11 protein-coding genes and 1 tRNA gene are annotated in these 13,821 nt (G+C 60.6%); 6 read left to right on the forward strand and 6 right to left on the reverse strand.

The window, feature by feature from the left end:
* Positions 1 to 45: 45 nt before the first annotated feature.
* Both rpsD and EET67_RS14775 read right to left on the reverse strand, forming a co-directional pair.
* On the reverse strand, positions 46 to 663 hold the full coding sequence (rpsD, locus tag EET67_RS14770; RefSeq protein WP_128626943.1) for a 30S ribosomal protein S4: 618 nt from the start codon (positions 661 to 663) through the stop codon (positions 46 to 48).
* 217 nt (positions 664 to 880) lie between these two features.
* Entirely contained in the window at positions 881 to 1,939 is a 1,059-nt protein-coding gene (locus tag EET67_RS14775; protein ID WP_128626944.1) for a polysaccharide deacetylase family protein, read from the reverse strand.
* Between the two features lie 76 nt (positions 1,940 to 2,015).
* Here EET67_RS14775 and EET67_RS14780 point away from each other — a divergent pair, with 76 nt between their 5' ends.
* A complete protein-coding gene (locus EET67_RS14780; RefSeq protein WP_128626945.1) occupies positions 2,016 to 3,227 on the forward strand; it encodes a GNAT family N-acetyltransferase in 1,212 nt (403 codons plus the stop codon).
* A gap of 18 nt (positions 3,228 to 3,245) precedes the next feature.
* Here the strand turns inward: EET67_RS14780 and EET67_RS14785 are convergent, their stop codons facing one another.
* Positions 3,246 to 5,366, reverse strand: coding sequence for a GumC family protein (locus EET67_RS14785; protein ID WP_128626946.1), 2,121 nt, complete (start codon positions 5,364 to 5,366; stop codon positions 3,246 to 3,248).
* 235 nt (positions 5,367 to 5,601) lie between these two features.
* Here EET67_RS14785 and EET67_RS14790 point away from each other — a divergent pair, with 235 nt between their 5' ends.
* From EET67_RS14790 to EET67_RS14805, 4 genes are read left to right on the forward strand one after another with little or no spacing between them, the layout of a single operon-like run.
* Positions 5,602 to 6,159 (forward strand): polysaccharide biosynthesis/export family protein, encoded by a 558-nt coding sequence (locus EET67_RS14790; protein ID WP_128626947.1) that lies wholly within the window; start codon positions 5,602 to 5,604, stop codon positions 6,157 to 6,159.
* 15 nt (positions 6,160 to 6,174) lie between these two features.
* A complete protein-coding gene (locus EET67_RS14795) occupies positions 6,175 to 7,356 on the forward strand; it encodes a glycosyltransferase family 4 protein (protein WP_128626948.1) in 1,182 nt (393 codons plus the stop codon).
* A 42-nt stretch (positions 7,357 to 7,398) separates the two neighbouring features.
* On the forward strand, positions 7,399 to 8,937 hold the full coding sequence (locus EET67_RS14800; RefSeq protein ID WP_128626949.1) for an undecaprenyl-phosphate glucose phosphotransferase: 1,539 nt from the start codon (positions 7,399 to 7,401) through the stop codon (positions 8,935 to 8,937).
* A complete protein-coding gene (locus EET67_RS14805) occupies positions 8,934 to 10,181 on the forward strand; it encodes an O-antigen ligase family protein (protein WP_128626950.1) in 1,248 nt (415 codons plus the stop codon). The genes EET67_RS14800 and EET67_RS14805 overlap by 4 nt, the downstream gene beginning before the upstream one ends.
* Here EET67_RS14805 and EET67_RS14810 read toward each other — a convergent pair.
* The 3 genes from EET67_RS14810 to EET67_RS14820 form a co-directional block, all read right to left on the reverse strand.
* Positions 10,178 to 10,612 carry a hypothetical protein gene (locus EET67_RS14810; protein WP_128626951.1) on the reverse strand — a complete coding sequence of 145 codons (435 nt, stop codon included), beginning with the start codon at positions 10,610 to 10,612 and terminating at the stop codon, positions 10,178 to 10,180. The two genes, EET67_RS14805 and EET67_RS14810, sit on opposite strands and share 4 nt — an antisense overlap.
* A 131-nt stretch (positions 10,613 to 10,743) precedes the next feature.
* Positions 10,744 to 12,534, reverse strand: coding sequence for an adenine deaminase (ade, locus tag EET67_RS14815; RefSeq protein ID WP_128626952.1), 1,791 nt, complete (start codon positions 12,532 to 12,534; stop codon positions 10,744 to 10,746).
* A 76-nt stretch (positions 12,535 to 12,610) separates the two neighbouring features.
* Positions 12,611 to 12,687: transfer RNA gene (locus EET67_RS14820), tRNA-Pro, on the reverse strand.
* A 215-nt stretch (positions 12,688 to 12,902) separates the two neighbouring features.
* Between EET67_RS14820 and EET67_RS14825 the strand changes: the two genes are divergently transcribed.
* Positions 12,903 to 13,577, forward strand: coding sequence for a hypothetical protein (locus EET67_RS14825; RefSeq protein ID WP_128626953.1), 675 nt, complete (start codon positions 12,903 to 12,905; stop codon positions 13,575 to 13,577).
* The last annotated feature ends 244 nt before the right edge of the window (positions 13,578 to 13,821 follow it).

Genomic DNA, 13,821 nt, shown 5'->3' on the forward strand with positions numbered 1-13,821 from the left:
CCACCCGAAGGTGGCCTTTTCGAATTCTGCATATGTGAGACGAAATCAGCGCGAATAGAATTCGATGACCAGATTCGGCTCCATCTGGACGGCGAACGGCACGTCCGACAGGCTCGGCACACGGCCATAGGTCGCCACCATCTTGTTGTGGTCGACTTCGATGTAATCCGGCACGTCACGCTCGGCGAGCTGCACGGCTTCCAGCACGATCGCGAGCTGCTTCGACTTCTCGCGCACCTCGATCACGTCGCCGGCCTTGCAGCGATAGGAGCCGATATTGACCCGGCGGCCATTGACGTTGACGTGGCCGTGATTGACGAACTGGCGCGCAGCAAAGATGGTCGGAACGAACTTTGCGCGATAAACGATCGCGTCAAGCCGCGACTCCAGCAGGCCGATCAGGTTCTCCGGGGTATCGCCCTTGCGGCGGTTGGCTTCCTCATAGATCTTGCGGAACTGCTTTTCCGAGATATCGCCGTAGTGGCCCTTGAGCTTCTGCTTGGCGCGCAGCTGCAGCCCGAAGTCCGAAAGCTTGCCCTTGCGGCGCTGGCCGTGCTGGCCGGGGCCATATTCACGCTTGTTGACCGGGGACTTCGGACGGCCCCAGATATTTTCACCAAGGCGGCGGTCGATCTTGTATTTCGCGGATTCGCGCTTGCTCATCGCATTCCCTTTCAAAACGATACGCTCGAAACCCGATGTTTCGAGCGAAGGAAACGCGCCCTCCTCTGGCCACCTTTCGGCAGGCCTGACAGGACTTCCCACGCACGCATTGCGGAAAAAGTCCACGGGACACGTCAAATGAAACACCGGGCGTCGTGGCCCGGTGCTGGCGGCTGATTAGGCGAAGTTTGGCGCAAAGTCAACGCGAAAGCTGGAGTTACACGGAAACCACGAGCTTCCCACCATTGGCCAGCGGCGTCGTGATACCAGAAAGCATGGCGCGGATATAGGTCAGTTTCTGATAACGGCCGTTGAGCGAAAGGCGCGGCAGCGCGTGCAAATGGCGGGCATGATCCGGCCGAAGCAGGCCATGGCGGGTGGTCACGGCGGATGCATAGCCAGCGGCCGCGGCCAACTCGACCTCCCGCTCGCCAACGGCGGCCGCATAGCCATAGGGATAGGCCATATGGCGCGGCTGTGCACCGAGCCGCGCAGCAAGAATATGACCGGCCTCGTCAATCTCGCTACGAGCCCGTTCATCCTCCAGTCGCTTCAGGCTGTAGTGATGAACGGTATGGGCGCCGATGGTGATCAGCGGATGCGAGGCGATGGTACGTATCTCATCCCAGTTCATCAGAAGGTGCCGGCGCGTCACATCCGGATCGATGCCGCAGGATCGAGCGAAATCGCGAAGAACGTGCCTTTGATCTTCTTCACGCACTTCGGTGGTCAGGAAGGTCTGCAGGCGTCGGCTTGTGGCAGCGCGCGTGGCGGGCTCCGAACAGTCGAGGAGCATCGGCCCGTCGGATGTCTTCAACGACACCGGCTGACCGGCATTGACGATCTCCTCCACCACCTCCCACCACAGATCGACCACCCCGTCGATCAGCCCAGGCGCGATATAGATTGTCATCGGCACGTGATGCTTTTCCAGCACGGGCAGTGCTTCAAGCAGATTGTCGCGGTAGCCGTCGTCGGCAGTAACGGTGGCAAAACGCTGACTGCCGGGTGTTTGGGCGAGGCGATCAAGAGCCTCGTCAAGCGTCACGAACTCAAATCCAGCCTCCTTCATGTCGCCCAGGACGGCATCAAGAAAATCAGGCGTGATGGCGAGGTGGCGGTTTGCCCCCGTTGCGCTGGCAGGATCGGCGGTGACGCGATGCAGCATCAGGATCACGCCAGCGCCACCGAGCAGCGGGCGTGCCAGCCGGGCAAGACCGCCATAGCTCACGGCATTCAGCGCCAGCCTGCGCATCATGTCGCCTGCGTCGATCATTAATTCACCATTTGCCCCTACGTTCGCGGCTTGGATCACCAGTCGGCAGCCAGACATAGCCGCTAAGGATTGAGGTATGATTGACGCCGCCTTTTCCGGCGAAAGTGAAACGGCCGGCTCGGGCCGACCGGCAGGCGGTATGCCAGCATTCCCTCGCATCGTGGTTTCCGCAGCTTCCACCGAAGCTCTTTTAGCCTATCGGAACCTGTGCCGCGAAGCCCTCCACGCGCCCGCGCAAAGCGCGCATTGGGTGCAGAACTGGGTCGAGCAGTTGCAATCCGACAGCCTGATCGCAAGCGTTTGCGAACAAGGACGGCCGGTTTTCGCCCTCGCATTGGAGATTGCGCGAGCCGGACCGTTCCGGATTGCGCGCTTCATGGGCGGGTCGCATGCCAATGGCAATTTCCCTGCCGCCTCGCCTGCGTGGCTGGCATCAGGCGACAGGTCGGCCGTCCAGGCTCTGGCCGAAGCGATAGCTGCGGCAAGGCCGGACATAGACGCGCTCGTACTCGAACGATCCGTTACCGATCTCGATGGCCATGCCAACCCGCTTCTGTTCCTGCCTCATGCGCAAAGCCCCAATATCGCGCTCAGCGTCGACCTTCGGAATGGCTTCGATGCCGTGCTCGGACAAAGCAGTGCACGGCGCAAACGCAAGAAGCACCGTTCGCAGACAAGGAAATTCGAGGCCGCAGGCGGCTTCCGACGGATCGTTGCCCAATCTGCCAGCGACACACGCCGGCTAATGGACGCCTTCCTGGATATGAAGGCAAAGCGCTTTCGCGCAATGGGCGTCGCCGACGTCTTCGCAGATGACGGCATCCGGAATTTCTTCCACGCCCTTTTCACCAGGCCCCCTGGTGCGGATGCGCCGATATTCACCCTGGAGGGATTGGAAGTCGGGGGAAAGCTGCGCGCGGTTACCGGTACAAGCCGATTCGGCCGACGCCTCATCTGCGAATTCGGCGGCATATATGACGATGAGCTTGCCGCAAGCAGCCCGGGCGAATTCCTTTTTTACGAGAATATCCAGCAAGCTTGCGAAACCGGCTATGACATCTACGACTTCGGCGTCGGCGACGAGCCCTATAAGCGGCTCTGGTGCGATATAGAAACCCGCCATGTCGATATCGTCATGCCGCTTTCCGGCAAGGGCCGCCTCTATACGGCCGGCCTGAAAGCGGCAGCTCGGCTCAAGGCCGCGATAAAAAACAGTCCAATTGCCTGGCGGCTGGCAAAATCACTCAGGAAGCGTCTTGCTGGGAAACCCGGCAAGCCGATGTCCTGACGACCTGACCACCTTTCGTTACGCCACGTTGCGACTCGGCCGGGGAAAGTCCGGAGCGTCATAGCCGGCCGGCGTCACCATGATGAAGCCCTGATAGCCACCTGCTTTCAGGTCCTCGGCTGTGGCAGTCACCTGATTGCCCGGCTCGAGTACGCTGACGAATATCTCGGTGTTTTCGCCGACCAGCCGGCGAATACCGTTGGCATCGATGATGCCGCATTCGATCACCACCAGATCATAGGCCGTGGTCAGCGATTCGAGGATGATCGGCAACCGATCCGCAGCCCGCATCGCCTGCTCGGGATCGTCGGTGCCGATCGGAATCACATGGCAATCAGAATAGAGATCGCCGTGGATGACATTGTTGAACTGCGCGCCGGTTGCCAGAAGATTGGTGATGCCGGGAAACCTGACGCTGTCCAGCATCGGCTGCGAGGCGGCACCGCCGGTGGTGAGGTCAAGCAGCAGCACGCGCAGGCCGGCATCCGATACCTCGCGCGCAACCATCACCGCGGCGGCTGCCGCCTCGTCACCCTGCGGCGAAACGAAAACAGCCCGCATGGTTCCTTCGGCAATCAGCTTTTCGGCGGCACGTACGATCCCGATCTCGTCGGTTATCCAATCGGGCCCGACACTTTCGCCATCTGGCGCGACCGGCGCCGGAGCATCGCTGTCATCGTCAGCCTGCGCATTCACCACCGGCATCTTCACCTGCTCCACCGGCTCGAAACGTGCCCCCGGAGCAGCCCGCATGGCCCGGCCCGAGAACAGTTCCTGTAAGAGCGTGATGACGGCCATGATCAGCAGCGAGCCGATGAAAGCTGCGCCGACCATCGGAACGATCTTGGGAAAATATGGCTCCGACGGTGCAATGGCGCGCGAAAAGACGCGCGCATCAACCGGCAGATAGTTGCGGTCCTGGCGCGAGGCGGCTTCGCGGTAGCGCGTCATATAGGATTCGAGCAATTGCCGCTGCGAGGCGGCGTCACGCTCCAGCGCGCGCAGCTCCACCTCCTGCTCGCCGGCGCGCGCCGATGCCGCCTTTAATTGATTCAGGTCGGCCGTCAACTGGGTCTCGCGCAGCATGGCCGTCTGCACCTCGGTCACGATGCCCTTCAATATATTCCGGGCCTCGACGACCATCTGCGCATCGAGATCCGTAAGTTGCGATTTGAGGGCGCGGATACGCGGGTGGTTTTCAAGCAATGTCGTGGACAGGTCCGCAATGTCGGATTTGAGCTGCACCTGCCGTTCGCGAAGCCGCTGGATAAGCGGCGACGACATCACCTCCGGCAGCGCATCGAGCGAGCCACCCTTTTCCAGTGCGCGGCGCATGCTTTGGGCATTGGCCTCGGAAGCCGCCCTGCCCGCACGAACCCGCGACAATTCGGTGGAAAGCTCGGAAAGTTGCTGCGTGGCCAGAACGGAATTGTTCTGGCCGATAAGCAAATCCGACTTGGCGCGGAAATCCGCCACCCGTGCCTCGGCTTCCTTCACACGCTTGCTAAGGTCAGCGATTTCGGGCTCCAGCCATTCGGTGGCGTCGGAGTTGGAGGCGAGCTTGGCGTCGCGGCTGACGGCAAGATAAGCATCGGCGATGGCGTTGGGCACCGCGGCGGCAAGCTTCGGATCTTCCGACGAAAACTCGATGACGATGACGCGCGAGCGCTCGACACGATAGACCGTGAGCTTTTCGCGGAACGCTTTCAGCACCCGCTCATCCGGCGGCACTTCCGTCGGGTCGCTCTTCAGGCCGGCAATCACCAGCAACCGGGCTGGCAGCGACAGGTTTGCAGCCGAATCGAACTCTGGCAATTTCGACAAATTGAGCTGCCGCGCAACCCGCTTGAGTATGTCCGTGGAGGAAATCACTTCCACCTGGCTGGTCACACCCTCCTCGTCCAGGATGGGCTGGTTGTCGCCAGTCGCATCAGGCCGGGTGAATACCGATTCGCGTGTTTCGATCAGCAGGCGGGTTTCGGCCTTGTAGTGAGGCGTAGCCATCCAGGCCATGACGAAGACCAACCCCGCAATGGCGAGCGCCACGACCAGAATGCGCAGCCAGTTTCTTGCAAGCGAGGAAAACAGCTTTCCCAGATCGATATCTATATCGCTGGCAGTGGATTGAGTAACCGACATGCACCCTGCTCCAGTTCTAAGGCACATGGTAAACAACTATGGTAACTCAGCCGTTAATATTGCCCCATCAGCCACCACCGGTTGTTAAGAAACCCCGAGCTGCACGGCATCTCTACCCGCCATATCACAGGACTTGCCGCACACCTTTACCGGCCATTAACCCTAACAGGATGATAACGGCGACCATACAGACTCGCCGGCACATCCGGTGAAACGCCAAAGGTGCCGCACGGTCATGAAGAGCCCTGTCTTTCACGCACTTCTGGCAGCCACGTTACTGGCGGGCTGCTCCAGTTACCGGCCGACGCCGACGGCGTTCCATGAAGTGCTCGACCAGCCTTACCGACTCGACGCTGGCGATCGCATCCGCGTCACCGTCTTTGAGCAGGAAGGGCTGACCAACACCTATAGCGTGGACCAGTCCGGCTATATCGCCGTGCCGTTGATCGGCTCAGTGCCGGCGCGCGGCAACACCGCCCAGCAGATGGAATCGACCATTGCCGCCAAGCTGCGCCAAGGCTTCCTGCGCAGTCCTGACGTGTCGGTCGAGATCGACCGCTATCGCCCGATCTTCGTGATGGGTGAAGTCGGCGCCGCCGGACAATACTCCTATGTCCCCGGCCTCACGGTGCAGAAAGCCATCGCCATTGCCGGCGGTTTCTCGCCCCGCGCTAACCAGGCCAATGTCGATATCACGCGCGACATCAACGGCAAGGTGATGACCGGCAGGGTGCTGACCTCCGACCCACTGCTGCCGGGCGATACCATCTATGTTCGCGAACGCCTCTTCTGAGTGGCAGAACAGGCCGTGACCGGAAAACTTCGCATCGTTCATTGTTTCCGGTCACCGGTCGGTGGAATTTTCCGTCATGTCCGTGACCTCGCCGAAGCACAGGTCGCAGCCGGCCACGCCGTGGGGATCGTTTGCGATTCGACTACCGGCGGCGATTATGAGGAGCGTCTGTTCGCCGACATGCAGCATCTGCTTGCGCTTGGCATCTGGCGCACGCCGATGCAGCGCCATATCGGCCCCGGCGATATCGCCGCCGCGTGGCGCAGTTATCGCATCATCAAGGAATTGAAGCCGGATGTCCTTCACGGGCATGGCGCCAAGGGTGGCGTCTATGCACGTGTGTTCGGCTCACTGTTGCGGGTATCCAGGTATCGCGTAGCCCGCCTCTATTCGCCGCATGGCGGCAGCCTGCACTATGACGAAGCAACCGCGACCGGGAAGTTCTTCTTCGGGCTGGAGCGATGGATGGAGCGGCTCACCGACCATCTGTTGTTCGTCTCCGGCTATGAGCAGCGAACTTTCCAGCGCAAGATCGGCCTTCCGACCATCCCCCACAGCCTTGTCTATAACGGCCTGCGCGCAACGGAGTTCGACCCGGTCCTCCCGGACGAGAACGCTGCCGACTTCCTCTATATCGGCATGATGCGCGACCTGAAGGGGCCTGACCTGTTCATCGCCGCGCTGGCCCTGGTGGAAAATCGCCTCGGCCGCACGGTGAGCGCAGTCATGGTCGGCAGCGGCGACGATCTTCCGCGCTATCACGAACAGATCAGGCAAGCAGGCCTTGCCGCGCGGGTGCAGTTTCTCGACCCAATGCCAGCGAGAAAAGCCTTTGCTCTGGCAAGGTTTATCGTGGTTCCCTCACGCGCCGAAGCAATGCCTTATATCGTTCTGGAGGCACTGGCCGCAGGCATGCCGATGATTGCGACGGCGGTTGGCGGCATTCCCGAAATCTTCGATACCGGGTCTTCCGCTCTCGTCCACCCACTTGCAAGCGAATTGGCAGGCAAGATGGGCGATGCACTGCTTGATCCCGAAGCCTATTGCAAGAGGATGCCGAGCTTGGCCGCCATGAAGGCCCGGTTCGGCGCCGATGTCATGGCAGCGCAAATTGAAACAGCTTATTATTCCGCGCTTCAAGGACATGCCCGAAGCAAAGACCTTTCAAAGCAATCAGTTGTTTCAAGAGTTTCTTAGCTGATCTCTGGTAATGACCGCGTAAGCGTACGGGTCATTTTCATGAACGAGATCAATCCAGCTCACCGTTTTTCGGTCGAAGCCATTCGGAAATCCGAAACCGAGTCAGCAAAAGGCAGCAAACCAGCGCGGCTCAACAAGGTCGCCCTGCAAGTCGCTTCGCAATATCGGCGCGATACGATGTCGCCCGTAATGGTCAGCGGCATCCTGCGCATCGTGGAATTCATCCTGCTTGCCGCCCTCGGCATCGGTCTGTTTGCTTACCATGTCGGCCTGACGACACATCTGTTCTGGCAATACCCGTTGATCATCGCCGGGGCCTCGTTGCTGACCGTCGTCCTGTTCGAACTCAGCGATCTTTATCAAATCCCCGCATTGATCCATCCGCTCGGCAAGCTAGGGCGCATGCTCCTGTTATGGTCGGGCACCTTCGCGTTTCTCGCTGTCGCCGGGTTCTTCCTGAAAATCTCCGGAGATTTTTCCCGGCTGCTGTTCGGCGCCTGGTATGTGATCGGATTCATCCTGATTTTCAGCGGCCGGATGCTGATGTCACGCCTGATCCGCCGCTGGGCACGCAATGGTGCAATGGAACGCCGCGCCGTCATCGTCGGCGGCGGCAGCGCTGCCGAGGCCTTGATTCGGGCGGTTGAGCGCCAGCCCGACAACGATATCCGCATCTGCGGCATTTTCGATGATCGCGACGACAAGCGCTCCCCGCCGATCATCGCCGGCTATCCCAAGCTCGGCAATATCGCGGAGCTGATCGAGTTTGCCCGCATAGCCCATATCGACATGCTGATCGTTTCGCTGCCGATCACCGCCGAGAAGCGCGTGCTATCGCTGCTCAAGAAACTCTGGGTGCTGCCGGTCGATATCCGCCTGTCGGCACATTCCAACCAGCTCCAATTTCGCCCGCGCGCCTATTCCTTCATCGGTTCGGTGCCGATGCTGGATATCTTCGACAAGCCGATCAACGATTGGGATTCGGTTGCCAAGCGAGCCTTCGACATTGTCTTCAGCCTACTTGGCATCATCATTTTCTCACCCATCATGCTGGCGACGGCCATTGCGGTGAAGCTCGACAGCAAGGGTCCGGTGTTGTTCCGGCAAAAGCGGCACGGCTTCAACAACGAGGTCATCGAAGTCTACAAGTTCCGCTCGATGTATACGGAAATGTCGGACCCGACCGCCAAGAAAGCCGTAACGAAGAACGATCCTCGCGTCACGCGCGTCGGACGCTTCATCCGCAAGACCTCGATCGACGAACTGCCGCAATTCTTCAATTCGCTGTTCGGAAGCCTGTCGCTGGTCGGACCGCGCCCGCACGCCGTCGCCGCGCAATCGCACAACCTGCTCTATAATGAAGTCGTCGACGGCTATTTCGCCCGCCATCGGGTCAAGCCCGGCGTCACCGGCTGGGCGCAGATCAATGGCTGGCGCGGCGAGATGGATACCGACGAAAAGATCCGCATGCGCACCGAATACGATCTCGATTATATCGAGAACTGGTCGCTTTGGGTCGATCTGAAGATTCTCGTACTGACGCCCATCCGCCTGCTCGACACGGAAAACGCCTATTGAGCGCGCTTGCTCATGACCTGCCATCCGTGGCGATCAATGCCAAGCGCATCGCGCTGATCTCGGCTGCTGCAATTGCGTTGGGCGTCCTGCTTTCGGGTTTCGTCATCAACGAGCCCGCGCCTTACGAGCTCTACATGGCGGGGCTGATTGCCATATGGGGGTTGTTCGGGCTGCGGCTGTCGCGCTCGGTGACGCCGCTCCTGGTGCTGCTGATCGTCTTCAACATCGGCGGCATGATCTCGATGAGCCAGATGTCGGACCTCATGAGCACGCCGCTTTACCTTGCGGTGTCGCTGTTCCTGGCATTGACCTCCGTGTTCTTCGCAGCCGTGACGGAGACACGCCCAGGCCTCTACAGGGTGATTTTCCCGGCCTATGTCACTGCCGCCGTGGCGACCTCCATGCTGGGAATCCTCGGCTATTTCCACGCCTTTCCTGGCGCTGAGATGTTCACCAAATATGAGCGCGCAGCCGGGGCGTTTCAGGACCCCAACGTCTTCGGCCCATTCCTGACACTGCCGGGAATCTACCTGCTTTACAGAGTGCTGACAGGGCGCCCGGCCAAGATGTTGCTCTACGCCGTTCCGCTTCTGATCATCGTCGGCGGGATTTTCTTTTCCTTCTCGCGCGGCGCATGGGGCTTGTTTGGCGCCTCGTCGGTGCTGCTGACCATCGGCCTGTTCCTGCAAAGCAGCAGCGGGGCATTTCGTCTGCGCATCGTCGTCATGAGCATAGCAGCCTTCGTGTTCCTGGCGCTGGCTCTATTGATTGCGCTGCAGATTCCCAGCGTGTCCGACCTGTTTACGGTTCGCGCCCAACTCGCCCAGGATTATGACAGCGCCCGCCTCGGTCGCTTCGCGCGCTACGGTATCGGCTTCCTGCTGGCGATGGAAAAACCATTCGGCATCGGACCGCTGGTCTTCGGCCAGATCTATGGCGAAGACACCCACAATATCTGGCTGAAGACCTTGCTCGACTATGGCTGGCTTGGCTTTGCTTCTTACCTGATCCTGATCTTATGGACCGTGGCGGCCGGCTTCCGCATCCTGTTTCGTGATCGGCCGTGGCAGCCCTATCTGCTCTGCGCCTATGTGGTTTTCCTCGGTCATATCGCGCTCGGCACCGTCATCGATACCGATCACTGGCGGCATTTCTACCTGCTGCTTGGTCTGATCTGGGGCGCGATTGGCTTGGAATACCGCCACCAACATGCAGCACGCGCCGGCCGAACGGCACTAGTTTAGCGGACTGATCCGCGCAGTTCGAGCCTGATGCATTTGCCGATCAGCAGATACGGCCTGTTGGCGTTGCTGTCGCCGGCATTGGTGTAGCCGATGCCGTAATTTTCCTGAAAGCGCAGCGTTTTCGAGGAAAAAGTGAAGCCGTTGCCAAGCCCGCCGCAAAACAGCAGCAGCGAGGCATCGGGCCTCCGCAACACGGGGCAATAATGGCTGGGTGCTGCGTCGCCCATGCGCGTCACCGTATAGTCGTCAAGCGTGCTCGATGGCTGGACGACGAAGATCCTGTCGGATGCGTTTACCTCGCCGACCTGCCAGCCCGCACCGGTCCAGTTGAACCCGGTCGCACGCTCGCCCACACATAGAAACGTTTCCGCGCCCGACTGCGCCATCGGCGCCAGCAGCGTCAGCCATGCCGCGAGCAGACAAGATTTCATATTCCACAGTCCCGTTCGCATAGCCCCGGCGAATTATCAGGCGTCGACCCTAACCGGAACTTAACTGCCGGCGCTTTGCACGCGAGACATCACCTTTGCGTGCAAGGCTTACGAACGCAGGCCTTGGCAGCTCAGCTCACCAGCACATCGACGGCTACGAATTTTGTGACGTCGACAAGGCCGATATCCGAAATCCGCAATTCCGGTATCACCACCAAGGCCAGCAGCGAGTGCTGCATATAGGCATTGTTGAGCGTGCAGCCGCATTGCCGCATGGCCTCTATCAGCGCGTTCGCCTCATCTGCCACGATCTCAGCCGGCTGGTCGGACATCAGGCCGGCGATCGGCAGCTTCACCAATGCCAGTTCGCGTCCGCCAGAAAACAGCACCACACCGCCGCCAACCTCGCCCAGGCGGTTCGCCGCCAGCGCCATATCCTTCTTGTCGGTGCCCACGACGATCATGTGATGGCTGTCATGGGCAACGGTGCTCGCCATCGCGCATGGCTTGTCGTAGCCGAAGCCCGAGACAAAGCCGTTGGCGATGTTGCCTGTCGCCCGATGCCGCTCGACCAGTGCAATCTGGCAGACATCGGCCGCGCGATCCATCTGAACAACACCTGCCTTGACCGGCAGCCGATGTTCCAGAGCACGCGTCGGCGCCTGGTTTTCGATGACGCCGATGACGCGCGCCGTGACTTCGGCGGCGCCTTGCGGAGCGGCAATATCGAAATCGGCCGCTCCAAGCTTTTTCCCGAGCCGCATCGTATCCTTGGCCTTTGCCGGATAATCGTAGCGGGGGATATCGGCGACAAGCCTGCCATTCTCGGCCAGAACCTGCCCCCTGCCGATCACCATTTCGATCGGCAGTCCGACAAGATCGGAAGTCAGCACCAGGTCGGCGCGGCGACCAGGCGTGATCGAACCCAGTTCGCGCTCGAGGCCAAAATGCTGCGCAGCGTTGATCGTGGCCATCTGTATGGCGGTGATCGGCTTCAGTCCTTGAGCGATGGCGTGCCGGACCACGCGGTTCATGTGCCCGTCATGGACCAGCGTACCGGAATGGCTGTCGTCGGTGCACAGGATGAAATTGCGTGGATCAAGGCCGAGTTCGGTAACTGCCTTGATCTGGGCGGCGACATCGTACCAGGCCGAGCCGAGGCGCAGCATGGCCCGCATGCCCTGGCGAACGCGCGCGATGCAATCCTCCAGGCTGGTGCCTTCATGGTCGTCGGCAGGCCCTGCCGCCGCATAGGCGTGGAAAGGCAGGCCGAGATCGCGCGAGGCATAATGCCCGCCGACAGTCTTGTGCGCCGCCTGGGTAAAACCGATCTCGTCCAGCATGTTGCGGTCGCCGGCCACGACGCCCGGGAAATTCATCATCTCGCCCAGGCCGATGATGTTCGGCCATGTCATGGCTTCGCGTACGTCGTCGGGGCCAAGACTGGCGCCGGCATTTTCAAGCCCCGGCGCGCTTGGCACGCAGCTCGGCATCTGGACATAGACATTGACCGGCAGGCCGACGGCCTCGTCATGCATCAGCTTGACGCCGCCCATGCCCAGTACATTGGCGATTTCGTGCGGATCGATGAACATCGAGGTGGTGCCATGCGGAATAACCGCGCGCGCAAATTCGCTGACGGTGATCATGCCGCTTTCGACATGCATATGCGCATCGCACAGACCCGGCACGGCATAGCGGCCGGCACCCTCTATGATCTGCGTGGTGTCGGCGGCCGCATGGCTGGCATCCGGACCGATAAAGGCGAATCGCCCCGCCGAAATGGCGATGTCGGTCTGCGGAATGATCTCGCCGGAATGGACATTGACCCAGCGCACATTGCGGATGACCATATCGGCCGGCGTGCGCCCCATGGCCACGTCCACCAGGCGCGGCGCGCTTTCGAACCAGGTCTTGATCATCGCACTTCTCCCTCGCATGCCTGTCCCATAGGAGCAGACGCCCTGACCAAAATGAAGGGGACTTCAAGGGAAAATTTGGTCGGAGTGGCGGGATTCGAACCCACGACCCCTTGACCCCCAGTCAAGTGCGCTACCGGGCTGCGCTACACTCCGAACCGCCAGAAGCCCTATATTCTCCGGGGTTAGGAAGCAACAGCAAAAACGACACTTCAGGACAGAAGCTTATTGGCTTCTGTGAATATCGGCGTTTCGTGAAGAAATCTTCGCCGAAGTCCCCCGGGGTATTCACCGCCTCGTTCCCTGCTGCCGGCTGCGGAACCGGTTGTGATTTGCCAGCGAAGGCGATTAGATCGAAGTAGCGAGGCCTCATGCGCGGTTTTGATTTCACATCCTGGCACAGCCTTCTCGTCACATTGATCGGCGTCGCCCTCTTCACCCTCATCAGCATCGGAATCCGCCTGCTGATGATGTTCACGATCCAGCAACGTCGCGAACGGATGAATCGGCAGATCAACGAGCGCCTGCGCACACTGATTGCAGCGTATAAGACGCTGGGCGGTTCGTTTACCGGCAATCTCACCGTCGATCCGCGCCATCTGCGTGACCTGCGGCGCGGCAACCAGGCAGCAGTCGAGGAAGAGCAGGCCGAAGGCCTCGAAATGACTGCCGAACCGGGATCGGACCGCCCACGGCGCATCAGGGACGCAGTCGAGGCAGCGCTTTCGGACATCATTCTGCTTGGTACCGAGGAACAGGTGCGCCTGGCCGAGCGGGCAGCGCGGGAACTGGTTGCCGGCAACCCGGTGCATACCGCCGAACTCGTCGTCTCGCTTCGCGACTTCATCCGCAAGGCGCTCGACCTTGCTCCCATTCCCGCCGATCTGGACATACCCATGCAAGGCCCGACACGGCCGTCCGGCGCTGGCGGGAAAAATAAAAGTCCAGAAAGAGGCTCCGGCCGTGGTGGTGGCGGCATGGGAATGGGTGTGGGTGGTGGCCTGGGTATGGGGATGGGCGGCTTTGACGACACTTCAAACCGCTAAGGACGGGATCGAAGCTACGTCCATAATAGTGCCTTGACCCCACCTTTCGCAGCGAGGCGGCGTGTATCCACCGAGCAAGCCTGTGGCGGTGCCCTCAGCTCAATTCATCGCAAGGCTGCGCCGGCCTAGAGCCTTTCATGGTTATACGAAAGCAGTTCTGTTTGTCCGATGGCGAGGCGATCCGCCAGGAGGGCGGCGCCGGCCGATGTGGACCATCGGCCAAGTCCGGCCGACGCCGCGGGCG

It is taken from the genome of Borborobacter arsenicus (genome assembly GCF_003934165.1).
Classification (GTDB): domain Bacteria; phylum Pseudomonadota; class Alphaproteobacteria; order Rhizobiales; family Rhizobiaceae; genus Pseudaminobacter; species Pseudaminobacter arsenicus.